The sequence below is a fragment of the Agrobacterium tumefaciens genome (genome assembly GCF_009649785.1).
GTDB lineage: Bacteria > Pseudomonadota > Alphaproteobacteria > Rhizobiales > Rhizobiaceae > Agrobacterium > Agrobacterium tumefaciens.
The window spans coordinates 97,923-121,430 of sequence record NZ_WJOK01000012.1 but is presented as its reverse complement, the minus strand read 5'-3'; the positions used below and the strand labels follow the sequence as shown (position 1 = coordinate 121,430).

Annotated in this window: 23 protein-coding genes; 10 read left to right on the top strand and 13 right to left on the bottom strand. The window is 57.5% G+C overall.

Going from position 1 to position 23,508, the window contains the following annotated elements; all coding sequences use genetic code 11:
- Positions 1–82: 82 nt before the first annotated feature.
- The 10 genes from GH784_RS14780 to GH784_RS27275 all read right to left on the bottom strand — a co-directional run bounded on the left by GH784_RS14780 (position 83) and on the right by GH784_RS27275 (position 8,698).
- Positions 83–1,477, bottom strand: a complete 1,395-nt coding sequence (locus GH784_RS14780; protein WP_153793538.1) for an MmgE/PrpD family protein — start codon at positions 1,475–1,477, stop codon at positions 83–85.
- A 13-nt stretch (positions 1,478–1,490) separates the two neighbouring features.
- Positions 1,491–2,447 carry a carbon-nitrogen hydrolase family protein gene (locus tag GH784_RS14775; RefSeq protein ID WP_153793537.1) on the bottom strand — a complete coding sequence of 319 codons (957 nt, stop codon included), beginning with the start codon at positions 2,445–2,447 and terminating at the stop codon, positions 1,491–1,493.
- Positions 2,444–3,094 (bottom strand): RraA family protein, encoded by a 651-nt coding sequence (locus GH784_RS14770; RefSeq protein WP_112182993.1) that lies wholly within the window; start codon positions 3,092–3,094, stop codon positions 2,444–2,446. Before GH784_RS14770 ends, GH784_RS14775 begins: the two co-directional genes overlap by 4 nt.
- 32 nt (positions 3,095–3,126) lie before the next feature.
- Positions 3,127–3,993: a TauD/TfdA dioxygenase family protein gene (locus GH784_RS14765; protein ID WP_003517335.1), complete on the bottom strand. Its 867-nt coding sequence runs from the start codon at positions 3,991–3,993 to the stop codon at positions 3,127–3,129.
- Positions 3,994–4,102: 109 nt separating this feature from the next.
- Complete coding sequence (locus GH784_RS14760; protein WP_194842969.1) at positions 4,103–5,182, bottom strand: ABC transporter ATP-binding protein; 1,080 nt, start codon at positions 5,180–5,182, stop codon at positions 4,103–4,105.
- Positions 5,179–5,982, bottom strand: a complete 804-nt coding sequence (locus tag GH784_RS14755; RefSeq protein ID WP_035200942.1) for an ABC transporter permease — start codon at positions 5,980–5,982, stop codon at positions 5,179–5,181. Before GH784_RS14755 ends, GH784_RS14760 begins: the two co-directional genes overlap by 4 nt.
- Positions 5,983–5,991: 9 nt before the next feature.
- On the bottom strand, positions 5,992–6,876 hold the full coding sequence (locus tag GH784_RS14750) for an ABC transporter permease (RefSeq protein WP_194842968.1): 885 nt from the start codon (positions 6,874–6,876) through the stop codon (positions 5,992–5,994).
- Positions 6,877–6,887: 11 nt separating this feature from the next.
- Positions 6,888–7,928: an ABC transporter substrate-binding protein gene (locus GH784_RS14745; protein ID WP_153793536.1), complete on the bottom strand. Its 1,041-nt coding sequence runs from the start codon at positions 7,926–7,928 to the stop codon at positions 6,888–6,890.
- Positions 7,929–8,004: 76 nt separating this feature from the next.
- Positions 8,005–8,391, bottom strand: coding sequence for a hypothetical protein (locus GH784_RS14740; RefSeq protein WP_139104332.1), 387 nt, complete (start codon positions 8,389–8,391; stop codon positions 8,005–8,007).
- Positions 8,392–8,485: 94 nt separating this feature from the next.
- A complete protein-coding gene (locus GH784_RS27275) occupies positions 8,486–8,698 on the bottom strand; it encodes a hypothetical protein (RefSeq protein WP_139104333.1) in 213 nt (70 codons plus the stop codon).
- A gap of 244 nt (positions 8,699–8,942) precedes the next feature.
- Here GH784_RS27275 and GH784_RS14735 point away from each other — a divergent pair, with 244 nt between their 5' ends.
- From GH784_RS14735 to GH784_RS14720, 3 genes are read left to right on the top strand one after another with little or no spacing between them, the layout of a single operon-like run.
- Positions 8,943–9,602, top strand: coding sequence for an ABC transporter ATP-binding protein (locus tag GH784_RS14735; RefSeq protein ID WP_065660657.1), 660 nt, complete (start codon positions 8,943–8,945; stop codon positions 9,600–9,602).
- Positions 9,599–12,007, top strand: a complete 2,409-nt coding sequence (locus GH784_RS27155) for an ABC transporter permease (protein ID WP_162696158.1) — start codon at positions 9,599–9,601, stop codon at positions 12,005–12,007. The genes GH784_RS14735 and GH784_RS27155 overlap by 4 nt, the downstream gene beginning before the upstream one ends.
- A complete protein-coding gene (locus tag GH784_RS14720) occupies positions 11,997–13,064 on the top strand; it encodes a lipocalin-like domain-containing protein (RefSeq protein ID WP_112153479.1) in 1,068 nt (355 codons plus the stop codon). The genes GH784_RS27155 and GH784_RS14720 overlap by 11 nt, the downstream gene beginning before the upstream one ends.
- A 355-nt stretch (positions 13,065–13,419) precedes the next feature.
- On the opposite strand, the gene blcR is transcribed toward GH784_RS14720, so the two are convergent.
- Complete coding sequence (blcR, locus tag GH784_RS14715; RefSeq protein WP_080802676.1) at positions 13,420–14,247, bottom strand: IclR family transcriptional regulator BlcR; 828 nt, start codon at positions 14,245–14,247, stop codon at positions 13,420–13,422.
- A 55-nt stretch (positions 14,248–14,302) separates the two neighbouring features.
- On the opposite strand from blcR, the gene GH784_RS14710 reads away from it, so the two are divergent.
- Genes GH784_RS14710 through attM form a run of 3 tightly spaced genes read left to right on the top strand, consistent with a single transcriptional unit; the run spans position 14,303 to position 17,775 of the window.
- Positions 14,303–15,757, top strand: coding sequence for an NAD-dependent succinate-semialdehyde dehydrogenase (locus GH784_RS14710; RefSeq protein WP_065662711.1), 1,455 nt, complete (start codon positions 14,303–14,305; stop codon positions 15,755–15,757).
- 20 nt (positions 15,758–15,777) lie between these two features.
- Positions 15,778–16,938, top strand: coding sequence for an iron-containing alcohol dehydrogenase (locus tag GH784_RS14705; RefSeq protein WP_065662712.1), 1,161 nt, complete (start codon positions 15,778–15,780; stop codon positions 16,936–16,938).
- Between the two features lie 45 nt (positions 16,939–16,983).
- The gene (gene attM / locus GH784_RS14700; protein ID WP_003517310.1) at positions 16,984–17,775 is read left to right on the top strand and encodes an AttM family quorum-quenching N-acyl homoserine lactonase; all 792 of its coding nucleotides are present in this window, start codon (positions 16,984–16,986) and stop codon (positions 17,773–17,775) included.
- A 335-nt stretch (positions 17,776–18,110) separates the two neighbouring features.
- On the opposite strand, the gene GH784_RS14695 is transcribed toward attM, so the two are convergent.
- Positions 18,111–18,827 (bottom strand): class I SAM-dependent methyltransferase, encoded by a 717-nt coding sequence (locus GH784_RS14695; RefSeq protein ID WP_111791112.1) that lies wholly within the window; start codon positions 18,825–18,827, stop codon positions 18,111–18,113.
- Between the two features lie 83 nt (positions 18,828–18,910).
- Between GH784_RS14695 and GH784_RS14690 the strand changes: the two genes are divergently transcribed.
- The 3 genes from GH784_RS14690 (at position 18,911) to GH784_RS14675 (ending at position 22,067) form a co-directional block, all read left to right on the top strand.
- Positions 18,911–19,675 (top strand): AraC family transcriptional regulator, encoded by a 765-nt coding sequence (locus GH784_RS14690; protein WP_060642116.1) that lies wholly within the window; start codon positions 18,911–18,913, stop codon positions 19,673–19,675.
- An 873-nt stretch (positions 19,676–20,548) separates the two neighbouring features.
- Positions 20,549–21,181: a CatB-related O-acetyltransferase gene (locus GH784_RS14680; protein ID WP_003517299.1), complete on the top strand. Its 633-nt coding sequence runs from the start codon at positions 20,549–20,551 to the stop codon at positions 21,179–21,181.
- A 130-nt stretch (positions 21,182–21,311) separates the two neighbouring features.
- Positions 21,312–22,067 carry an alpha/beta hydrolase family protein gene (locus tag GH784_RS14675; RefSeq protein WP_111795143.1) on the top strand — a complete coding sequence of 252 codons (756 nt, stop codon included), beginning with the start codon at positions 21,312–21,314 and terminating at the stop codon, positions 22,065–22,067.
- A 69-nt stretch (positions 22,068–22,136) separates the two neighbouring features.
- On the opposite strand, the gene GH784_RS14670 is transcribed toward GH784_RS14675, so the two are convergent.
- Positions 22,137–22,565 (bottom strand): GNAT family N-acetyltransferase, encoded by a 429-nt coding sequence (locus GH784_RS14670; RefSeq protein WP_026330850.1) that lies wholly within the window; start codon positions 22,563–22,565, stop codon positions 22,137–22,139.
- 182 nt (positions 22,566–22,747) lie between these two features.
- On the opposite strand from GH784_RS14670, the gene GH784_RS14660 reads away from it, so the two are divergent.
- Positions 22,748–23,479 (top strand): MgtC/SapB family protein, encoded by a 732-nt coding sequence (locus tag GH784_RS14660; RefSeq protein ID WP_323131475.1) that lies wholly within the window; start codon positions 22,748–22,750, stop codon positions 23,477–23,479.
- The last annotated feature ends 29 nt before the right edge of the window (positions 23,480–23,508 follow it).

Below are 23,508 nucleotides of genomic sequence, written 5' to 3'. Positions count from 1 at the left end.
TCCGAACGAGAGGATTTCAGCAGGAATCAGCGGGAAATAAAGCCAAGATTAGCTATCTTTTATGCGACAATATTCATTCCGGTTACATAGGGCTGTCCATGGACTGAGGCACGCCTCTTGGTGTGCGGATCGTGTCCAGCAGAAACAGCAGGTCGTCTTTCAACTCGAGCTGCTTGAGGAACTGCAGCATTTCCAGTTTTGCGTTCCCATGCAAACGCCCCGCCGACAGGCGCAAAAACTTCTTCTCCAGAAACGAAGGCGAAAGTGGATTGGCAGCATCGCCCTTTGCAACCTCGACATTGGCCTCCACCACGCGGCCGTCGAGCAGGTGAAGACGGACCTTTGCCCCGTGATGATGGCTCAATCGATCCGTGGGTCTCAGAGGAAAGAGCTGGATTTTTGACGTCAGCTCGCGCACTGTTTGATCCAGGAAACGGGAAGGCTCGAACCATTCCGGACCGGCAGCGTGTCCGAGCACGCCCATGGCGATTGAAAAAGGTGCGCTGAACTGGGCCGCCCAGATGTCGCGGGGTTGGGGATCATTGAACGGGGGACGGCAGACGATCTCGGAAGCGAAGACCTCGACTTCCCTGACGTCATGACCGTTGCCGTGAACAGCCGCGACGGCGAATGCCTCAACAGCAGCTTCGACGCTGCTTTGAATGATCCTGCAGCAACTGAACGCCTTGAAGCCGACGTCTTGTATTTCGTAGCGAATACCGGGCCCGATTTTCAGCTGCGACAGGTCGACGCCATCGGCTCCCGCCATCCGCCAGAAACCGGTGTCTCCTTCGAAAACGTCAAGAGGCCCTTCAAATCCGGCACGAGCAAGAAAGGCTGCGTTGACGCCACCCATTGCTGCGGTCGCAAAATTGTTTTTCGCCATTGTCGGTGCGGCCCCGTAAACGGTCTTCATGACCGACGCCACAGGTGCATTGACAGCCGCGATTGCCAGGGCATGGGCCGCTTGCTTATGATCGAGTTTCAGCAGTTTCGCCGACGCGGCGGCTGCGCCGAATATTTGCCAGGTGCCATGGCCATGGACGGTCTTGCGCGGTCTGTTGTGGCGGAGCGACATGCCGATGCGGCATCCCACCTCGTAACCGGCGACGATTGCAGCAATCAGGTCGCGCCCTGTGGAGCGCGACCGGTTGGCAACTGCGAGAGCGGCAGCAACCACTGTCGCCCCGGGATGCCCCTTCCAGTAGATGTCATCGAGGTCAAGGGCGTTGGCCAGAGTCGCGTACTGAAATGCGTGCCAGGCGGGGTCCGGACCGGGAGGGTTAGCGGAACCTCCGGCGATGTCCGCCGAAAGCTGTTCCAGGCCCGGAGCGACCGGGGTTTGGTGACCGCCGAAAAAGCATCCGACCGAGTCCATCAGGCAGAGCTTTGCTTTCTCTACCACGTCCGGCGGAAGGTTCTCAAAACACGCATTCACGAGGCATTCGGCAAGGGTCTGCGTTGCGGGGGTCGTCATGGCGCTCTCTCGACTATTCACACGAGGCAGGCAGGTCTGTCTTGCTGCGGCAAGTCGAACATAGCCCGTCGCAGGCAGCATTTTCGACTACTAGATGTTGAGCTGTTGGTGACGGCGTTTCAGCAAGACCTGCCCGGGATGCTGCGCTTGGAAACTGCTGACGATGGCGCTCCATCGGAATAAGCCGGCGCACATCATTTATTCGTTGGATGTCCAGCCGTGCCGTTGCAATGCCGGTTCCATCCGAGGCGCGGGCGATGACTTGTCCCCACGGATCGCAAACCAGAGAGTTGCCGAAACACTGCCGGGTCTCGCCGCCGGCGGCAAGGTAACTGCCCCATTGGCCGCACGCGGCGAAATAGACCTGGAACTCGATGGCGCGTGCCCTGCAAAGGACCTCCCAATGATCCTTTCCGGTCTGCATCGTGAAGGCAGCCGGCAGAATGACCAGATCGACCTTGTTCTCGGCAAGTTGATCGAACAGGCGGGAAAACCGGAGGTCGTAGCAGATGGCGGCTCCGATCCGGAAGCCACCAGCCTCGTAGACAAAAAGGTCGTGCCCTGGTGCGACCGTGACGGACTCGCGATAGGCCTTGCCGTCGGGAGCCACAATGTCGAAAAGATGAATCTTGCGATAGCGGCCGACTTCCCTGCCTTCGGGATCGAACACAACGGTGGTGTTGTATATTCGCTCTTCCCCGGGAACACGCTCGAGCATGCTGCCGGCATGGAGCCATAATCCGTGCCGGCAAGCAAATTCCTGCGCCATCCGGTAAGCTGCACCACCGGGCATGTAGTCTGCCGCCGCCAGCTTTTCCGCGGCGGTACCGCCTGACCAATCGAAATGTTCCGGCAGGACTATCAGATCCGGCACCTCCTCCTTGACGGCCTTGAGCATCAAAGCCTGCGCCTGACGCAAATTTGCCCTGCGGTCCGGCTGGGAGTTCATTTGAATGAGCGATATTTTCATTGGGATTGCCCCTCATCGTACGCGAAGATTGAATGGCCTGCCGCAAGATGGGCACGCAGCCGAGCGGACCGTTCTTGACGCTTCAGCGCCGCCTCAGCCAGGCTGCGCATCCGTGAACGGTCTGCGACGAAGATCCCGGAAGTGTCTGCGAGGACCGCGAAACCGGGAAGCACCGCGGTGCCGGCGCAGGCGACGGGAACATTGATGGAGCCACCAGTCCGGAATGCCCGGTTCGTCGTTTTTGCCGAAACTCCGCAACACCAGACCGGCAGGCCTGACGCGACGATTTCCTCGACATCAGTGCATGGTCCGTCCACGATAATTGCAGCAGCGCCACGCGCTTTTGCTGCTGTCGCGACGCCGCCGCCGACACAGGCGATATCGTCCCCATCAACCCGCGCGATAACGAGAATATCGCCGGGCCGGATGAGGTCGATCGCCTTATAGATGATCACTCCGTCGCGGCCTGGTGCCGCGACGGTCAATGCCTGCCCGATGACCTTCGCAGGAAGGACCGGACGGATGCCTGTGTTGAGAAAGCCAAAATGCTCGGTATGTCCGATCGTTGCAGTTTCAACATCCTGCAGCAGGACACAAAGGTCCGTTGGAAGGGGAGCCCCTCCCTTTTCTATCCGGTACTCTTGCATGATTAAGGTCGCTTTTCTTAAGCTTGAGACGATCAGACCGGACGTTCGCCGGAGGTCGTGGTCCGGTGCATGATCCGGATCGTGTTGGGATCAAAAGAATCCCGGCGATGCATGGTGCAACGATTGTCCCACATCATGATGTCGCCTCTCGTCCACTTCTGGACAAAAACCTCGCTTGTTTCGGTCGTGTGCTGCCACAGGCGCTTCAGCAGGTCATCGCTTTCATCAAGTGGCATCCCGACGATCCATGCACCTTCAGCCGTTCCACCAAGATAAAGCGCCTTGCGACCGGTTTCCGCGTGAGTGCGCACCAGCGGATGGACAATACCGTTCCATTCCCGGAAATCCTTGCTGGCAGGCTTCACCTTGCCAAGCCGCAATTTCCCGGTTTTGTCGTAGACGTTCTGGAAGAATATCTGCCTGCCATCGATTGCCTTGCGAAACTCTTCCGGCAATGCATCGTAGGCGCGATAGGTGGAGAGAAAGTAGGTGTCCCCACCTTCCGCCGGCACCTCCACCGCACGCAAGATTGCACCTGCTGGCGGGCGCTCGTAAAACCAGGTATCCGTGTGCCAGGTCGCCTCGCTGTTGCCCATGGCACCGGAAGGCTTGCCGTCTTTCATGGTATTGGCGATAACAAGGATTTCCTTGTGTGTCGGATGTCCACCCTCCTGCAACTGCTTGGGGTGAATGACGAACTCGCCGAAGTGACGGGAGAAAGCGACTTGCTGCTCGTCAGTGATGTTAGCGGCCTTGAAACGAAGAACGCCGTAGTGCAGCCAGTATTTGCGAACTTCTTCAATGTCCCTTTCGTCATAGTTGTTGAAGTCGAACCCGACGATGTCGGCACAAACGTTGCTTCCGTCCTGTACGGCCGATATTCTTTGAGTGTTGAGCATTTCCTGTTCCTTCCTTGGAAATTTCCATCTCTGCAAGGGAAGAGTAGCGTTACTGACCTTCGTATCTCCAATATCAATTTCAGTGCATTGATAGGAATACACGATCAATTCAATCTTCAAGTAGCTGTACAGCCTCGGGATCAATTGAGAGACGGACAGGATGACCGACCCTCAAATCGGGCAGCCGCGTCGATCGCACGAGTGACTTGAGAACGGTCCCGTTCGTCAGGGTGACGAAGCAATCACGATACGCCCCGAGGTTGACGATCCTGGTTACGGTTCCATTGAACGTATTGGCAGGGGAGGGTAATTCGGTTCCCCGGGGCGTGAGACGGACGGCTTCCGGTCGCAGGCAACAGTACCGGACGACATCGGGATTTTCCGGCGACACGACGATCAGTTCAAGACCGCCCTCGACAACAGCAATCGTCGCTGCTTCATCCCGTCTCAGGGATACGATCGGAAGCAGATTTGATTTCCCGATGAAATCAGCGACAAAACGCGACTGTGGACGGTCATAAATATCGTCCGGCTTACCCTCTTGCGCCACAAGGCCACCATGCATGACCACGATGCGGTCAGACATCGCCATTGCCTCGTCCTGGTCGTGGGTGACATAAATGAAAGTCATTCCGAGCTCCTCCTGGATTTCTTTGAGCTCAATACGCATCGCCTCTCGCAGTTTGAGGTCCAGGTTAGACAAGGGCTCATCTAGAAGAAGGAGCGACGGTTTCGGCGCGATCGCTCGGGCAAGCGCAGTGCGTTGTTGCTGACCGCCGGATAATTCCTTGGGATATCGCTGTTCGAGACCCTCGAGATGCACACGTTTCAAGGCCGACTGCACCTCGGCCTCGGTTTTATCTCGTGGGCAACCTTTCATTTTCAGGCCAAAGGCGACATTTTCGGCAACCGTCATATGCGGGAACAAGGCGTAGTTCTGAAAAACCAGTCCGATCCCGCGCTTTTCCGGGGGGACACCCAGCTGGCTTTGCCCCCGGATCCGGATATCTCCGCTGGAAGGATCCGAGAAGCCCGCGATCATGTTCAGGGTCGTTGTCTTGCCGCAACCGGACGGACCCAGGATGCTGACGAATTCGCCTGCCGGGATCGAAAGATCAATATTGTCGACGACGCGGTTGGCACCGTAATTCTTGGTAATCGCGATCAGTTCTATGTCCATTGTGCTCATTTGCTTCCACCATGTATCTGTGTCGAAAAACCGCCGATCCGCTCGAAGAGAAAGACGGCCGCGAGGATAAAGAAGAGGGAGGTGACGTTGACTGCCGCCAGAACCGGATCGAGGCTGTATTCAAGGTGATTGATAACGGTAATGGGAAGTGTCGTTTCGCCAGGCCGGACGAGGAAGACCGACAGGGGAATGTTGTTGAAGGAGAGAATGAACGCGAAGGTCATTCCTGAAAAAAGGCCGGGCTTGATCAAGGGCAGCAGGATATAGCGGATCCTTTGCAGCTTGCTTGCACCCAGAACACGCGCCGCAAGATCAAGCCGTTTGTCGAAATTGAACATTGCACCTGCGATCATCCGCACAACGAATGGCAAGGTGAGTATGACGTGTGCGATGATCAGGCCGGGCGTTCCGAGAAGACCATAAAACCCGGTCGACGAAAGGAACAGGACGATTGCCACCCCCTTGACGATCTGCGGGACGGAAAGCGGAGACAATAGGAAGGACATGATAGCGGCATGGCCCGGGCATTTCTCGTAGGCGACCGCGAAGGCTGCCAGAAGCCCGAACAGTCCGCTAAGAACCGTTACAATCAGCGCGAGCTCGACGCTGAGCAAAAACGGGTCGATCCAGCGGCTGGTCAAGAGCGCGCCATACCACTGCGTTGTCCAGAGCGATGGTGCAAAAACGATCTTTGCGGTCGGGCTCACGGATGCCACCAGCACCACCAGGAGCGGGAGCGTGATGAATGCAAGGATGAGCGCCAGCGAAGTCTTGAAGGTAATCGACAAAAACCGGTTCACGTCATTCTCCTAGAGATGCAGCTTGTTATGGAGGCGCCCTTCAATGCGAGAGCCAATGAAGACTGCGACAAGCATTGCCGCCAGCAACACATTCGCCATCACCGCAGCGAACGGCCAGTCGATGTAGAAAAGGACCTGCTCGTAGACCATCGTTGCGAGTACCTTGAAGCCCGCACCGCCGAGGAGTGCCGGGGTCGCATAGGCACTAGCAGCCATCGTGAAAGCGATGAGCAGCGAACTGACGATGCCTGGAATGGAAAGCGGCAAAACGATATGGCGCAGCACGGCCGGACGCGAGGCCCCCAGGACTTGCGCGGCCTTTTCGAGATTGGGATTGATGCCTTGCAGGCTTGTCAGCAAGGAAAGAACCCCGAAGGGCAGAACGACATGCGTCAGACCAGCGACGACGCCGAACATGCTTCTCGACAGTGGCAGTGGGTCAGAGATCAACCCTGCCCATATCAGCATCGAGTTCACAAAGCCGTGGTCCTCCAGGATTACCAGCCAGCCGTAAGTGCGCAGCACAACACCGGCAAGTTCGGGCGCAATCGCAAGTGCAAACACGACTGTGCGCCAGCGTGACGTCGAACGTGCCAGGTAATATGCGAGCGGATAGGCCATAACGGTCACGCAAATGGCAACCAGACCGGACATGAGCATCGTCCGGCCAAGACCAGCCAGCATCAGATCGTCGGAAAAAAACCGCTGATAGTTGGCTGTTGTCCACGCCTCATCATCGGCTCCTTGAAAGCTCATCCCGACCATCATGCCCATTGGCACAGCAAAGAAGATCAAAAGTACCGTTGCAGGTGGCACTAGAGAAAGATAGGGCCGCAGCGTAAAGGCCCGGCGTCGTGCAGGTTCAAGTGGCGACAGGAGTTCCAGCGTTGTCATTGTGCCCTCCCTTATTTCGCTGCCGCGATCACTTCACGCTCCCAGCGAGCTCCCCATTCCGGCAGTTTGGCTGCGACGGTGGAAAGATCAGGGAGAAGAAGGGTCTTTAGATCGTCCTCGGTGGTGATCTGACGGGCGCGAACATCATCGGGAACATCGATATCAGTGCGGGCGCTGCCGACATTGTAGCCCGTGACCCACGCCTCCTGGCTGGATTTCTCGAGAAAGAAATTGACGAATTTGTTCGCCATTTCTTTATTGCGGGCGCCAATCGGCACATTCAATGTCGCAACGAGCGGGATCGTCCCTTCCGTGGGCCTTACGTAATCAACCGGTAAACCGCTGTCGACGAGCAACTGCGCACGCCCGTTCCAGAATGGCATGGCCCAGACTTGGCCTTCTTTCATGTAATTCTCCATGATTGAGGAAGACTGTTCGAAGCCGATCGATTGTTTTGCAAGTTTGCCCATCGCCTCGAAGCCGGGATCGACGTTGTCGATAAGATCGCCACCGTTCGCAACCGACATGATCTCCATGAGATAGGCAGCCATGATGTTCTGGAACGTTGGAAGGATAACCTTGCCCTTCAGTTCCTCGCTGAAAAATGCCGACCAGGAGGTTGGTGTGGATTTGAGCTTGTCACTACGCCACAGAAGCGACAGGTACTGAATTTCGTGGACAGCACCGCAGGGGCCGGCGATCCTGCTGATTTCAGGGTTGAGTTTCGCAATGTTGGGTACGGTTTCCGGCGAAAACTTCTCCAGAAGACCATCGCGGCAGCCATCAAGAGACTGCGAGGCAGTCATGACGACGACATCGAAGCCCGGTCGTCCACGCGTCGCCTTGATTTTCGCGTAGTCTTGCGACGCGGATCCAACCGCGTCGTAGATAACCTTCACGCCGAATTCTTTTTCGAAGGGCTCGATGATCCTATCCCGGATGATATCTTCGTAAGGTCCACCGTAGCTGTTGACGATCAACTGCTCTGCGTCTGCAGATCTGACCAGGCCGGTTGCTGCTACAAATGTAACAAACAGGATTCCACGTTTCATCGTTCGCCCTCGTAATGGATTGATTTTTCGCAATTTGCTGGCAGACATTGGCTACGCTGCCGCGCCAAATCCAATATTAGTTTTTTATTATTGATCGTATTTCGCGAATAATTGCGTTTCCGACATGCCGGGATTTGAGCAGCACCGAGAGGCAGTCACACCTGTTCTCCGCGGACGGAATTCCGGAGCACTCAGAAATTCCTGGAATGTTGAAGGCTGGTGGCAACTGAAGAGAGAAGACCGGGGACGCCTTGCGAAGATCGCAAAAAAGACCAAACCAGAAACGATAATGGTCATCCTTACCGTCGCCACGTGCTTCTATGGCGCACCATGCCGCGGCTGTCGCAGCATAAACCCCATAGTGGTCACGCATCACCTCAAAGGCGACAGCGGCGTGTATTCCGTCGCAGGTTTCTACACGTACGAACGGCAAGGACGGCGTTGCAAAAGATTGTTCCGACATGACGACTCTCCAATGAGAGTCCGGCCGAGTTTAGAAGTTGCTTGTGGCCGGACACTGCCTTGGCGACCCTCGCCGTCCGGATGCACACCGCCTGTCATGTTTCCACAGCATAGGACAATTCTTCAACAGGGTGAAGCCTGTATGCGCCTGTCATGTGAGCCAACGTGATCGGATGCCCGTGACTGACATGGATACTCCCAAGTTTTGAGGAAATTTTGCCTCGGCAGCCTTCAGCGCCACGCCGCTCACTTTTGCCCGGCTCAGAAATGATCGAAGGCGCTGCGACATAGACCGTCACGTTGATCATGTAGTTCGTCGGTCAATCCGGCCCCTTGGAGCCGCCATGACTGTCGGAAGGCTACGACGAGTGTTTTTTGTGTCGGGTGCCATCTCACGCTCGGAACGGGAGGGGGGAGACGTCAGAGGGGAGGGCGACTTTACAGCCAGAAACAGTGCGATCGTTAAGGCTGCGCTTGGAATATCGGTATCTAAACCGGTTGAGATCCGCCAGCATATCGGTCCATATAGGACGAAGCAGAGATCGAAGAGCCATGGTCCTTTCACTTTCCGGCATCAAGAAATCCTACCAGACAGCCGAAGGCAATATCCCGGTCCTGAACGGCGTCGACCTTTCACTTGAAGCCGGCGAAAGTCTTGCCCTTACGGGGGAATCCGGCAGCGGAAAGAGTACGCTTTTGCATCTGGCCGGCGGCCTTGATTTGCCCGACAGTGGCATCATCACGGTGAGGGGTCGGAAAATAACCGATCTCGACGAGGCCGGTCGAGCGAGCTTCCGACGCCGGGAGGTGGGCTTAATCTTCCAGCAGTTCAATCTCATTCCGAGCCTCGATGTCGGATCCAATATCTCGTTTCACGCCCGGCTGGCGGGCCGTTTCGACCCGGTCTGGGAAAAAAGCCTGGTCGAGGCGCTGGGGATCGGAGAGCTGCTTGCACGCTATCCCGAACAGCTCTCCGGCGGTCAGCAGCAAAGGGTGGCGATCGGACGTACGCTTGCGGCAAGACCGCCCCTCATTCTTGCCGATGAGCCGACAGGTAATCTCGACGAGGCGACGGCTGATATCGTCATCGATATTATGTTGAGACTGACAAAGTCCGCGCAGATCACACTCCTCCTGGTGACCCATTCCAGCCGGTTGGCGGTAAAACTCGATCGGCGTATCGCGCTGAGTGGCGGGAAGGTTTCGCAATGAACTGGACCGCTTTCCGGGCGCTGCTCTCACACTGGCGCTACCGACCGCTTCAGCTTCTCACTCTCATTGTCGGCGTCACGCTTGCAACCGGCCTCTGGTGCGCGGTCCAGGCAATCAATGCCGAAGCCAGAGCAAGTTATGACCGGGCGGCCTCGGTCCTGGCGCAAAACCAGCTGGATCAACTGGTGGCAAAGGACGGCGGCAGAATTTCCTCGCAAACATATGCCCGGCTTCGAAGGGCGGGTTTGCACGTCTCTCCGATCATTGAAGGCGATTACAGGTTTGGTACGACGCGTATCAGGCTTATCGGCATCGACCCCCTGACCATGCCGTCGGACGGAATGGTGCCTGCACCATCTGATCCGTCCGGGCTGGTGGAATTCATTCAGACGCCCGGACAGATGATCGTTTCGCCTGCAACGGCTGCCACATTGAAAGATACCTCTGGCCTTACCATTAAGGCACGAGCGGATCTCCCCGATGGCGCAGCATTCGTCGATATTTCCACGGCTGACCGCATGTTGAAACGCAATGGTGAACTGAGCCGGCTTATCGTTTCGCCATCGCAAGACCCCGATCTTCCGACGATCGGAAACATAGCCCCTGAACTTTCCCTCGAACAGGCAAGAAGCAGGCCCGACGTCGCAAGCCTCACGGACAGTTTTCATCTCAACCTGACGGCTTTTGGTTTTCTTGCCTTCGTTGTCGGTCTCTTCATCGTGTATTCCGCAACGGGCCTGTCGTTCGAGCAACGGCGTGGCACGTTCAGGACCATACGGTCGCTCGGGGTCTCGCTTCGCTCCCTGACCGCGATGCTGGTTATCGAAACCGCGCTCTTTGCGCTGGTATCGGGAGCGCTGGGCATTGTCGTCGGCTACGTTGTCGCATCGGCTCTATTGCCGGGCGTGGCCGCGACCTTGCGTGGCCTTTACGGGGCCAGTGTTGCCGGTTCACTCTCGCTGCGGCCTGAATGGTGGATCGCCGGCCTTGCAATGGCGCTGGTGGGGACCGGGCTCTCCTCGCTTCAACATCTCCTCCGCGTCTGGCGGATGCCGATACTGTCCACGGCACAGGGCAGGGCGTGGGCGATGGTGTCCACGAAAAGCCTCCTCCATCAGGCGGCCGCCGGGATGGTTCTGCTTTTTGTATCCGGCGCGCTTGTGCTGCTGGGCGGCGGTCTCATTTCAGGTTTCGCAGTGCTTGCAGCGCTTCTTCTGGGCGCTGCACTCATTCTTCCAACCTTGCTGGCACTGGGCATGAGAGTGGCCGAACACATCTCCGGACACGGACTGACCCGCTGGTTTTTCGCCGATACGCGCCAGCAGCTGCCAGGTCTTTCCCTTGCGCTGATGGCATTGCTGCTCGCTTTGTCGGCCAATATCGGGGTCGGCACCATGGTCTCAAGCTTCAGGCAAACCTTTGTGGGATGGCTCGATCAGCGCCTGGCCGCAGAGGTCTATGTGACGGCCCGTGACGAGGCTGAAGCTGCGCGTCTGCGGCAGTGGTTTCCCCACCACGCAAGGGCGGTTCTGCCCATCTGGAGTACGGAAGGGGAAATTTCGGGGCAGAAGGTCCGCATCTTCGGCGTCGCTGACGATGCGACATACAGGGATCATTGGCCGTTGATTTCGGGCGGGCCCGCAATATGGGACGAGATTGCGAGCGGGAAGGGTACACTGGTCAACGAACAGTTCTGGAGGTCAGGAAAGGCGTCGCCCGGCGCAGAGATAGAAATGCCAGGTGGCTGGAAAGCCCGCGTCGTCGGGGTGTTTTCCGACTATGGCAATCCGAGGGGCGAAATCATCATTGGTCTTGATGCCCTTGTCCAGCACTACCGGGACGTGGAAAAGCTGAGATACGGCCTTCGCATGCAGCCACAGGAGGTTGCGGGCTTCAGACAACGCCTCATGACGGAGTTCGGGCTACCCGAAGCCAATATTGTCGACCAGGCCTCGCTGAAACGGCAGTCTGCTGCAATCTTCGAACAGACGTTTGCGGTCACCGGCGCGCTTAATGTGCTCACGCTCGCGGTGGCGGGTTTTGCCATGTTTTCGAGCCAGCTTACGCTCGCTTCGCTTCGATTGCCGCAGCTTGCTCCTGTCTGGGCACTTGGACTTCGTCGCCGCGACCTTGCGATGCTGGAGGTCCTGCGAACTCTTGCTCTATGGCTTGTGACATTCATTGCCGCCATTCCTGTCGGGCTGGGACTGGCCTGGGTTTTGCTGGCAATCATCAATGTGGAGGCTTTTGGATGGCGACTGCCGCTGATCCTGTTTCCGCTAGACTGGCTGAGGCTGGGTCTTGTTGCCCTGCTCGCCGCCATCATTTCGGTCCTGATCCCTGTTCGACGGCTTGCTAAAACCGCGCCGGCCGATCTTCTGAGGATATTCGCCAGTGAACGCTAAAGCCGTCCTCCTGCTCCTTTGCGGTTCATGCACTTCCTTGCCCACGCCGGTCATGGGGCAAGGCTTTGCGGGCCTCGGGTCAAATGCCGAAGGCTTCAGCATTCCCACACGCGGCGTTGAAATCGTCTTTCCAAAAGACCACAAGGCACATCCCGGTTTCAGGATCGAGTGGTGGTACGTTACTGCAAATCTGCAGACGGCCGATGGACGGCGCATGGGCGTCCAATGGACACTCTTTCGTTCTGCGCTTGAACCTGTCGAGCGCCCCGGATGGTCCGACCCTCAAATTTGGATTGGCCACGCAGCCGTGACGACTGCCAGCCGTCACCATGTTGCCGAACGGCTGGCGCGGGGAGGCGTGGGACAGGCGGGGGTCAAAGGCGAACCCTTCGACGCCTGGATTGACAATTGGCAAATGAAGGCAGGAACTGACAATGCACGGGACGACCTCGATCAGCTTGATTTGAACGCCAGTGGCGAGAGCTTCCGGTATCGTCTGAAACTTCAAGCCCACGGGCCTTTGGTGCGTCAGGGGGACAACGGCTACTCGGTTAAATCGGCAGAGGGCCAAGCAAGCTATTATTACTCCCAGCCATTCTACAGTGTCAGCGGCAGCGTCTTTCTTGATGGTGAAACCCATGAGGTAACGGGCGAGGCGTGGCTCGATCGGGAATGGTCGTCGCAACCGCTAGCCTCGAGCCAGACGGGATGGGACTGGTTTTCCCTTCACCTTGAATCCGGCGAAAAACTCATGGCCTTCCGTCTGCGTGACGACAAAAGCGGCTACATCTCCGCCAACTGGATTTCCGCCGATGGCAGGGCGTCTCCCGTCGATCCGGACGACGTTTTGCTCAGTCCGTTGCGAACCGCGGATATCAACGGCAAGAGCATTCCGGTCGAATGGAGCGTGAAGATACCCAGCCGTGGCCTCGACATAAAGACGAAGCCCCTGAACGAGAAAGCCTGGATGGCGACGTCAACCCCCTACTGGGAGGGGCCAATAGAGTTTGATGGAAGCACATCGGGACAAGGCTATCTGGAGATGACCGGATATTAGCCTGTCCCACTGTTCCAGGCGAGATATCGGCTGGAACGGTGCCTAAGCTTACAGGCGCCGTCTTATCCGGGTAGGCGCGACACCCAGGACACGCTCCGAAGGAGTCGTCTTGTGATGACAACCCATTGTTCGGCTTCGTCCCAGCCAGGAATAAGGCAACGCGGTGGATCGTGCATCTGCGGGCCGAGGTCTTTTCCCTTGGTGCTCAATACATCGATGAAGTCTTTTATGTTCTCGACCCGAACTGCGCTCGGCGCAGCCGTACTTGGGACAGGGGCTACCTGGGGTATCGGTGCACTGGCGCATACAGCAAAGCTGGGCTGGTCGGCATCGACTATACCGCTACGGGTTACGACTAGTCTTTCTGCGATCGGTACCCAAGCTTTTCTGAAAGCGCGTTGGCTGTGGTGCGAAGCTCCTCACCAAGGCTAGCGATTTTTTCGTCGCTGGCTTCGCTGCGGATCAGACTGATTGCAATGCCGGCAGATGCGGCTCCCGAGTAATCGCGTATGGCAGCCCCAATGCAAAGCATACCTTCGCGGATCTGACCATCGTCGATGGAGTAGCCGCGAGCGCGCGTCAGAGCCAGTTCCTCTTCAAGCTGCGAAAGGCCAGCAACGCTCCTTGATGTCAGAGGCTGTGGAAATTGAGAGAACAGCATCCTCAATTCACCGGGCCCCAGATCGGACAGGAGGATCTTCCCGGTGGCCGTAAATGGCGCCGGCAGACGCATACCGATCCGAAACGTGTGTCCAAGCGGCTGAGCCGAGTTGCGACAGCCGATGTAAACGACTTCGCCACCCTCGCGGACGGTGAGGGTCACCGTGTAGGGATCGAGGTCGTGGCGCTGGGCGAGATGGTCGTTGAATGTCGATACGATATCGAGGTGCGACAGAAAACCATTCGCCCATCTGAGCGAGTGGGGTCCAATACGCAGGGTTCCATCGGCAGATCGCGCCAGAAGATCAAGCTCAGTCATCACCGCAAGCAAGCCATGCGCGCTGCTTTTGGGCAAATCCAGAAATCGTGTCAGCTCGGCGGCTGTAAGGTCCCGCGGGGAACCTGCCACAAGATCCAGAATACGCACGGCGCGTCTGAGTGCCGGTACAGTGTCTGATATTTGCGACGATTGTTGATCTTCAGCCATGCACCTTCCTTGACACACTTGGCCCCTTTGGCCCATAGTTCACTCTAATGATTCAAGTTCAATTAGTTGAACTTTAGTGCGGGAGAGGTGGATGATCAAGCTAAAAAATGCGGCGCTGTTGCGTGATGCCTGCCTGGTGAATGGTCGCTGGCTGAAAGCTGCGGATGGCAAGACGATTGCGGTCGAAAATCCCGCCAACTCGATGATCATCGGTCACGTTCCTTCATTGTCGGCAGATGAGGTTGAAGCTGCAGTCGAGTCAGCAGGCAAGGCATTTTCCGAGTGGAGCCGCCGGGCTGCGAAGGACCGCGCTGCCATATTGCGTCGATGGTTTGATCTCATGGTGGCTAACGCTGACGATCTTGGTGCGTTGATGACTGCCGAGCAGGGAAAGCCGTTTGCGGAAGCAAAGGGCGAAGCCCTTTATGCGGCATCTTTCGTGGAATGGTTCGCGGAGGAAGCCAAACGTGTTTATGGCGATACCATTCCTTCGCCGACCACGGACAAGCGCATTACCATCCTGAAGCAGCCGATCGGCGTCTGCGCCGCGATCACGCCATGGAACTTCCCGGCCGCGATGATCACCCGCAAGGCGGCCCCGGCACTTGCCGCAGGCTGCACGATGATCGTCAAACCGGCTGAGCAGACCCCTCTCACCGCACTTGCTCTGGGTGTTCTTGCCGAAGAAGCGGGCGTTCCCGCCGGTGTCTTCCAGGTGGTGACGGGCGCCGCACGCGATATCGGCAAGGTGTTTACCGAAAGCGACACGGTGCGAAAGATCTCCTTTACCGGATCGACCGAAGTCGGTCGTCTGCTGATGGCGCAATCGGCCCCGACGATCAAGAAACTGTCGCTGGAACTTGGTGGCAATGCGCCTTTCATCGTCTTTGATGATGCCGATCTGGATGCGGCCGTTGAGGGCGCGATCGTTTCGAAATACCGCAATGCCGGACAGACCTGCGTGTGCTCCAACCGGATCTATGTCCAGGATGGTGTTTACGACGCATTCGCGGAAAAGCTGGTCAAAAGGGTCGAAAGCCTGTCCGTCGGTGAGGGCACCGAACCTGGTGTTCTGATCGGTCCACTGATCGACCAGGATGCCGTGGCAAAGGTCGAGGATCACGTTGCTGATGCCCTTGGCAAGGGAGCAACGATCGTCACCGGCGGAAAGCGCCATGCTCTTGGAGGCACGTTTTACGAACCAACGGTTCTGACCGGTGCAACCCAGGCCATGAAGGTTGCCCGTGAGGAGACCTTTGGACCCGTCGCCCCGCTCTTTAGGTTCGGGACGGAAGACGAAGCGGTCGCCATGGCGAACGACACCGAATTTGGTCTGGCGGCCTATTTCTACACCGAGAATGTCCGCCGGACATGGCGTGTCGCAGAAGCGCTCGAATACGGCATGGTGGGCCACAATACAGGCCTCATCTCCAACGAAGTCGCACCATTCGGTGGCGTGAAGCAGTCCGGCTTGGGCCGCGAAGGCTCGCACTACGGCATCGATGAATATCTTGAAATCAAATACCTGTGCTCGGCCATCGGCTGAGATCACGCTGGGAGGATCAGATGACCATCAACCCTTTCGAATTCCGCACCGTTCCCTCCATGCAGGTTGCCTGGGGTGGCGCCCAGCGCCTCGGAGAGATTCTTTCCGGCAGGTTTCAGGCGCGCAAGGCGCTGCTGATTACCGATGCAGGTCTCATCAAGGCCGGCCTCATCGAGCCGATTGCTGACGCCCTTGCGGCCAGCGGCTTTAACGTCACGATCTTCGACAAGGTCGTTGCTGATCCGCCAGAGCATATCGTTGCCGACTGCGTCGAGTCCGCAAGGCAGATCGGCGTCGATATCGTCATCGGTCTTGGCGGGGGCTCATCGCTCGATATCGCCAAGCTCGTGGCTGTCCTTCTGGTCTCCGACCAGACGCTTGCCGACATGTACGGGATCGGCAACGTAAAGGGATCACGCCTGCCGCTCGTGCTGGTGCCGACCACGGCCGGTACAGGTTCGGAAGTCACAAACATCTCGATCATCACCACGGGCGAAACCACCAAGATGGGGGTCGTTTCCCCGCAGCTTTACGCTGATTTCGTTCTTCTGGATGCTGAACTGACGGTGGGACTGCCGCAGGTCCATACGGCTGCCACCGGTATCGATGCCATGGTGCATGCCATCGAGGCTTACACCAGCAAACACAAGAAGAACCCGCTATCAGATGCTCTGGCGCGCGAGGCACTGCGTCTGCTCGGTGCAAACCTGATCGCCGCCTGCAGGAACGGGGCCGACCGGAAAGCCCGTGAAGGCATGCTGTTGGGTGCGACATTGGCAGGTCAGGCTTTCGCCAACTCACCGGTGGCCGCCGTGCACGCGCTCGCTTATCCGCTGGGCGGCCATTATCACGTGCCACACGGGCTTTCCAATGCCCTGATGCTGGGGCCGGTTTTACGCTTTAACGCGAAGGCTGCAGCGTCGCTTTATGCGGAGCTTGCCGACGTGCTGGGTGTTCCGGGTGAAGGGGATGCGGCAACCCGTTCGGATGCGTTCGTTCAGCATATGGAAACGCTGATGGACGAAAGCGGCGCGCCGCGGCGTCTGCGCGATGTCGGCGTGACGGACAACACGCTCGCCATGCTTGCGTCCGACGCAATGAAACAGAGCCGTCTGTTGGTCAATAATCCGGTTGAAGTCCGCGAAGAGGATGCGCTTGCGCTCTACCGCGAGGCGTTCTGACCCATTTCTTACAGCAATATCTTCAGTCCCAAGGGAGGAAAACGAGTGACCGATATCAGACTTTACATGCTTCAGTCGGGTACGCTGAAATGCAAGGTACACAACATCAAGATGAACCAGGGGAACGGTGCAGACTATGAGATCCCCGTTCCGTTTTTCCTGATTACCCATCCGGCCGGGCACACCGTGATCGACGGCGGCAACGCGATTGAAGTTGCAACGGATCCGCGTGGCCATTGGGGCGGCATCTGCGATGTCTATTGGCCAGTGCTGGACAAGGACCAGGGCTGCGTTGACCAGATCAAGGCGCTTGGTTTCGATCCGGCCGATGTCAAATATGTTGTGCAGTCGCACCTGCATCTCGATCATACCGGCGCCATCGGTCGCTTCCCCAACGCAACCCACATCGTGCAGCGCTCTGAATACGAATATGCCTTTACGCCCGACTGGTTTGCTGGCGGCGGCTATATCCGCAAGGACTTCGACAAGCCGGGTCTGAAGTGGCAGTTCCTCAACGGTACGCAGGACGATTATTACGACGTTTACGGCGACGGCACGCTCACCACGATCTTCACGCCCGGTCATGCGCCAGGCCACCAGTCCTTCCTGGTGCGCCTGCCAAACAGCAAACCGCTTCTCCTGACGATCGATGCTGCCTACACACTGGACCACTGGGAAGAGAAGGCTTTGCCTGGGTTCCTTGCCTCGACCGTTGACACGGTCCGTTCTGTTCAGAAGCTCCGCACCTATGCCGAAAAGCATGATGCAACAGTCGTCACCGGCCATGACCCTGACGCCTGGGCGAACTTCAAGAAGGCTCCCGAATTTTACGCGTAAATAGAACGCGCAAGTCAACGGCCAGATACGGCGAGGTTGCATGCAGCCTCGCCGATTTTTATCATATGAGCCAAGGGCACCGAGCCGAGCGGGACCGTGTATTTCGGCGCATCGGCCTTTTCCGGATATACGCCTTCGTTCAAGTCGCTCGCGTTGTCGCTTCGAATGCCTGAAAGCTATCCTCTAGCTGCGCGAGTGTGCTCATACGACGTTTTTCGCCCCGGCGTTACGTTGAGCCATCAGGGTTCCGGCTGACAATTTGCCAATACCGGATGGCTTAGAGTAAACTTGTCTTTTTGGTCCAAACTGTCTGCAAATGGAGCAGATCATGGCGCTCACTTAGCGTTCCCCACGTGTCGGGCCAGCCATGCTCCCCAAAACAGGCTTGCAAAAAACCGAAGCGGTTCGTTGAAACCAACGCCTTCCAGCAATGAAATGACCTCGTCTTCCGATCGGGGTGGCTCCGCACCCTGCAGAATCTTGCCCATTTTGGCCTGGACCTCTTCTGGCCCGGCGCCGTTCATACGCCAGCGTGCTGCCCATGCTGCCATGAGCAGGGGCTGCGACGCATACGCCCGATAATTCCCCGCCACAATCAGGGGCGCGTCAGGATACAGCCGCATTGCAATCTGCGCCAGAACATCCTGCTTTGCGGCGTTCCCTGGCAAATGGTGCAGCACGCCGATCATGATTGCAGCGTCAAACGATGGAGCTCTATCCAGATCGGAGACGGTTCCGAGGACGGTCTCCACCCGGTCAGACACTTCGGCCCTGACCAGATGATCGCGTGCAAGGTTGAGCATCGGTGCTGAAGGATCGACGGCGACAAAGGACCATTGCGGTTCCAGCCGAGCGGCGGCGATGATTTCGCCCGCCGTACCGCCGGCCCCGACAACCAGAACCCGTGCCGCCGTTCCTTCGCCCAGAGCTGCCGACAGCATGCAGGCGGAAAGCTCGTGGCAGGCGTCATATCCGGCCAGCGCTATCCTGCTCTGTCGTGCGTATTCCCCTGCGCGGGAGGCGTCAAATTTAGCTGCAGAATCCTGTGTCATGCTGTCTCTTGTCTGTTTAGACGTGCTGGCGTGCTTCGCTCAAGAAGGATACAAGATTTGCGATCAGGAAAGGGAGGAAATACATGACTGAAAGTTCAGATTCCGGGCGAAAACATGATCGGTTGACGGCTTTCCTGAAAGCCTTTCATCTTGGCGCATCACGTTGCGATTGTGCTGAAGCCGCTAACCTCCTGATCATCAATGTCCATGGCGCAGGTGAACCGACCCATCTGCTTTATCGCGCCAGATCCACGGCGTCGCTGCCGGATGGCGCAGCTATATGCGCTGGCGCCACAGTGGATTTTGGCGGTAGTGCCAATCCGTTGGTCGGTGCACTGCCAGACGAATTGTGCCTTTCACTGGCCAACGAACCGGAATTGCGCGGTTTGTGTCAACTGATGGTGGCCGAGGTCGAGGTCGCCCGCTGTGGTGGCGGTACTATCGAGGCGCGTCTATGCGAGATCATCGTCGTGCTTGCGATCCGCAAGGCAATAGCGATCGGCACGGTCGATGCGGGATTACTGGCGGGTCTGGCGCACCCCGCACTGCATCCCAGCCTTGTGGCCATACATGACAATCCGGCGCGAAATTGGCGGATTGCGGACCTTGCCGCCATAGCGGATATGTCGCGCGGACAATTCATTTCCACCTTCACGCAAACCGTTGCCCAGTCGCCTATCGCCTACCTCAATGGCTGGCGCCTGGCGCTTGGACGAGCAGAACTGCGCGCCGGACGAAGTGTCAAATCGGTCGCCACCGGGGTCGGCTTCGGCAGCGCCGCCGCATTTTCCCGCGCCTATTCCCGCAAGTTCGGCTCACCGCCGGCCCAGAGCAAACCACGACCATGAGGCAGAGGATATTAGTTCCCGACAGTGCTCCTGCCCTCTCGGCCAATACTGAGGCCACTTTCCAGGGCACGACCGCCGATGCTCGTGTCGAGTGGCACAATCTGGGAGAGTTTCCCAGAGGAACGTTCGATTTGGCGACCGTCATGTTTCTCACACGAGACCTTGGGGAAGCTGCGAGCGCGGCATAAGGACGGAGCGCAAGGCAAGCTTTTAGATTAGTTGCTCGCGGCAGCTTTTGGGCGTTGGCGTTCTGGCGCCAAACGGCCAGAATGGGATCGGGTCTGGCAAGCTGGCAAAGCGGCTTCAATCGGTCGTTCGGCCCGCATTAAGTTCACGGAAGCTTCCGTTCGCTAAACCAGCCGATCCTCACAGACGCATCGGTTCACCTTTGAATGCGAGCTAACTAATGGCGTCGACGAGGCGACCCATCGGTTCCTCTTCAGGCGCGCGATCGACTTGCGCGAGAACGCGGAAATGGCAACGCTGCTCTATTGCATGCGTCGCTACCTTTACAGCTAAGGCCCCCCCGCGATGATTGCTTCCGGGAAGTCAGCCCGCATAGTGAACGGCGATAATGGGGCGGCTCCGGCCAGTCGGCAAAGCGCCTTCGTGTCGGTCACAGAGGCCATCATGGGACGCGCCTGAAAGCAGGCAACGCTTCGCAGCGGCGTAACACGTCACCTGTGCGCCAGAAGCGGTCATTGGCGCACAAACACTCGCCAAGCCATTATAAAAACCATTCATGGCAGCGATAAAGGCGGCACGGTGGCTTCCGTGGCTTGGAAGGGATATCGTCATTCCGATCACGTCAATCTAGCCTACTCAACGCGCCCGACCTCGTGTAGCGTCGGAATGGGCAGTAAAAGGTTCACCATGTCGCTCCTCGATCCCGACGCAATCCATCCCATCACCCTGCCTGACGGCAGGGTTTATTCGGACACGGTGTATCTAAAGAACGTCGTCGACCATCCTCGTATCGAGGTCGGCGAATACAGCTACTTCACGCATTCTGGAACCCCAGAAGAGACAGCCCAGATACTGGCCCCTTATCTCGGTCACACATGTCGCGAGCGGCTGCTGATCGGCAAATTTGTACAGATTGCTAAGGGTTGCTACTTCATAACCAGCTCGGCCAATCATCCGATGACTGGTTTCACGACATATCCATTTCGAATCTTCAAGCCCGAGACGTTTGGCTACAAGGAACTGCCGGTCAAAGACACGGTCGTCGGTCATGACGTTTGGATCGGCCACAACGCGGCTATCATGCCTGGTGTGCGCATTGGCGCGGGTGCTATCGTGGCCGCAGCCTCGGTCGTTGCTCGCGATATCCCGCCTTACGCCGTGGTTGGCGGCAATCCCGCTACCGTCATTAGGATGCGTTATCCCGCTGAGGTGATAGATGCCTTGCTTCATATTGCTTGGTGGGACTGGCCAATCGAGAAGATTGAAGCCAATTTAGCATCTCTGAGTAATGGTGACCTTGACGCTCTCAAAATCGCCTAGCGCCGGGCTCGCCATCTCGTAATGTTCGCAATCGGCCCAAGGCTGTCATGTCGCAGAAGCGCCATTTGGGGACCTTGACGGTAGGACATCACGCCGTATCCTCACCCGCAGTTGCAACGGGGTGACCGCCATGGCTGAGGTAACAGAACACACCATAGATCGGGGCGATGGCGCTCGTGTTCAGCTATTCCAGGCGCGTGCTTCGGATCGACGAAACGGAGCGATACTGTTCGTTCACGGTAATCAGGGAGGACTTCTTTTAGGTGGACAGGAAGCGGTCGAAGATGGATCGCTCGTCCGGTTCTCCTCGCGCCTCGGCATAACAGCGGCCGCCGTATCGCAGCCTGGTTTCGGCACATCGGACGGACCAGCGGATTTCTGCGGACCGTCGACACAGAAAGCGATTGTCGCGGCGTTGGATTTCCTCAAGCGGCAGCCATCGGTCGATCCAGAGCGTATCGTACTTTATGGCAACAGCCGTGGGGCTGTCGCCTCTGCCATGGTGGCAACCAAGGTGGCCGATCTCAAAGCGATCATACTGACTGGAGGCGTCTATGACTTGAGAGACGCCTACAAGACAAGTGCACGAGGCCTGCAAGAGGCTATCCGAAACGAAGCAGGTATCTCAGACGAGGCCTTCCTGGATAGATCCGCACTCTATCATGCTCATAGCATCCGATCAGAAACCCTACTTCTCCACGGCAAATATGATGATCGTGCATCGGTCGATCAGGCTGAACGATTTTCCGAGGCTCTTGCAAGGTCGGGGGTCCCTGTACGTTTTCACGCGCTTGATGGCGGTCATCGGCTTCCCCGCGATCAGGTCACTCCCATTCTCCGCAATTTCCTTACCCGCGTGTTCGCACCGATGGCGACTATTCATTGATGGTCGTCCGCTCAGGGCCGACTGCCGTCTTCCGCTTTGCGCCAATTGTGGCCGTCTTGCAAGCTCGTTTCAAGGTTCAGCCGAAGTAACCCGATATGCCATTCCCAGCGATCGCGGAGCAGTTTCTTTGAAGCCAAATTTTTCGTAGAGTTTGTTCGCCGGAACGTCGGCGATCAGACTGACATAGGCCGAGACGGGCAGCTTTCGCGAGACATACGACATGATTGTCTGCATGATGGTTTTCCCCAGTCCTCGTCCCTGATGGTCGGGATGAACAGCGATGTCGACAACCTGGAAAAAGCAGCCTCCATCGCCGATCAATCGCCCCATCCCGATTGCCGCGCCTCGATGCATGACAACGACCGAGTAAACCGTACCCGTTAGCCCTAACCGGGCAGCCTCTGGCGAAAACGCACTTAGCCCGGCGACAGAACGAAGATGCAGGTACTCTTCTACTGTCGGCAAACGGGACGCGGTGCTGTATTGCGATTGTTCCATCTTATCGGACGCTTTCCAAATTGAGCCCATAAAGTAGCGATTATTTGCCACTCCAAACAGGGTCAGTTGTCAATGGACGTTCAGGACCGAGCTCGACTTCCTCTCCGGGCCGAAGGTCGTCTTCCGCTTCGCGCCTTCATTCCAGTCACAGACACCGTGTTTGCCCGTACCTAAATGCAGACATGGCTTTACATCCCGGTGCTTGCTGCTTGCGCTCGCACGAGCAATCGCTCCGCTGGACGGTTGGGGGAAGGCATCCCGCGGCAATTGACGGTGCGAGACGGCTGTTATTCCCCCTATCGGCACAAAAGTTACCCTCACGGGTGACGATGGCGGCAGTGAAGTTGCCAACGCAGCGTTTGTATGGCACCTCGTTTACATGCCAAATTTGCGAACGACATAAGGATGCGACCGTGGGAGACGAAGTTTGGGGGACGTTAGTCAAAGAATTCTCTGATGTTCCAGACGCGTCGGCCATAACTCGCATCACTGTGCGCCTTGTGATCGCGGCGGTACTCGGTGGGGTTCTCGGGTTCGAACGCGAGAGCAAGGGCAGAAGTGCTGGCTTGCGGACTCACATGTTGGTTGCCGTCGGTGCTGCACTTTTCGTTTTAGGTCCACTGCAGAGCGGCATGCAGATCGGCGATCTGTCACGGGTACTGCAGGGTGTCGTTCAAGGAATAGGCTTCCTCGGCGCGGGTGCTATCATAATCCGCTCGGCGCAGCGGGAGGTAGAAGGGCTCACCACAGCGGCCAGTATCTGGGCGACAGCCGCGATTGGTGTAATGGCCGGCCTGGGAATGGAGGTAACGGCCGTCTTATCGACCGCGATCGTCTTGGTCATTCTCGCAGCGGTGCCTCACATCTTGCCCACGCCATCCGAGACGGACTCAAAGTCTAGTGGGGACGATTGACCGTAGGACAACAGCGAAGATGTTTCGGC

What these genes read in the sequence shown, in the direction of transcription:
- GH784_RS14780 (WP_153793538.1), bottom strand. Translation starts at nt 1,477, where the DNA reads ATGACGACCCCCGCAACGCAGACCCTTGCCGAATGCCTCGTGAATGCG.
- GH784_RS14775 (WP_153793537.1), bottom strand. Translation starts at nt 2,447, where the DNA reads ATGAAAATATCGCTCATTCAAATGAACTCCCAGCCGGACCGCAGGGCA.
- GH784_RS14770 (WP_112182993.1), bottom strand. Translation starts at nt 3,094, where the DNA reads ATGCAAGAGTACCGGATAGAAAAGGGAGGGGCTCCCCTTCCAACGGAC.
- GH784_RS14765 (WP_003517335.1), bottom strand. Translation starts at nt 3,993, where the DNA reads ATGCTCAACACTCAAAGAATATCGGCCGTACAGGACGGAAGCAACGTT.
- GH784_RS14760 (WP_194842969.1), bottom strand. Translation starts at nt 5,182, where the DNA reads ATGAGCACAATGGACATAGAACTGATCGCGATTACCAAGAATTACGGT.
- GH784_RS14750 (WP_194842968.1), bottom strand. Translation starts at nt 6,876, where the DNA reads ATGACAACGCTGGAACTCCTGTCGCCACTTGAACCTGCACGACGCCGG.
- GH784_RS14745 (WP_153793536.1), bottom strand. Translation starts at nt 7,928, where the DNA reads ATGAAACGTGGAATCCTGTTTGTTACATTTGTAGCAGCAACCGGCCTG.
- GH784_RS14740 (WP_139104332.1), bottom strand. Translation starts at nt 8,391, where the DNA reads ATGTCGGAACAATCTTTTGCAACGCCGTCCTTGCCGTTCGTACGTGTA.
- GH784_RS27275 (WP_139104333.1), bottom strand. Translation starts at nt 8,698, where the DNA reads ATGATCAACGTGACGGTCTATGTCGCAGCGCCTTCGATCATTTCTGAG.
- GH784_RS14735 (WP_065660657.1), top strand. Translation starts at nt 8,943, where the DNA reads ATGGTCCTTTCACTTTCCGGCATCAAGAAATCCTACCAGACAGCCGAA.
- GH784_RS27155 (WP_162696158.1), top strand. Translation starts at nt 9,599, where the DNA reads ATGAACTGGACCGCTTTCCGGGCGCTGCTCTCACACTGGCGCTACCGA.
- blcR (WP_080802676.1), bottom strand. Translation starts at nt 14,247, where the DNA reads ATGGGCCAAAGGGGCCAAGTGTGTCAAGGAAGGTGCATGGCTGAAGAT.
- GH784_RS14710 (WP_065662711.1), top strand. Translation starts at nt 14,303, where the DNA reads ATGATCAAGCTAAAAAATGCGGCGCTGTTGCGTGATGCCTGCCTGGTG.
- GH784_RS14705 (WP_065662712.1), top strand. Translation starts at nt 15,778, where the DNA reads ATGACCATCAACCCTTTCGAATTCCGCACCGTTCCCTCCATGCAGGTT.
- GH784_RS14695 (WP_111791112.1), bottom strand. Translation starts at nt 18,827, where the DNA reads ATGACACAGGATTCTGCAGCTAAATTTGACGCCTCCCGCGCAGGGGAA.
- GH784_RS14690 (WP_060642116.1), top strand. Translation starts at nt 18,911, where the DNA reads ATGACTGAAAGTTCAGATTCCGGGCGAAAACATGATCGGTTGACGGCT.
- GH784_RS14680 (WP_003517299.1), top strand. Translation starts at nt 20,549, where the DNA reads ATGTCGCTCCTCGATCCCGACGCAATCCATCCCATCACCCTGCCTGAC.
- GH784_RS14675 (WP_111795143.1), top strand. Translation starts at nt 21,312, where the DNA reads ATGGCTGAGGTAACAGAACACACCATAGATCGGGGCGATGGCGCTCGT.
- GH784_RS14670 (WP_026330850.1), bottom strand. Translation starts at nt 22,565, where the DNA reads ATGGAACAATCGCAATACAGCACCGCGTCCCGTTTGCCGACAGTAGAA.
- GH784_RS14660 (WP_323131475.1), top strand. Translation starts at nt 22,748, where the DNA reads ATGGCTTTACATCCCGGTGCTTGCTGCTTGCGCTCGCACGAGCAATCG.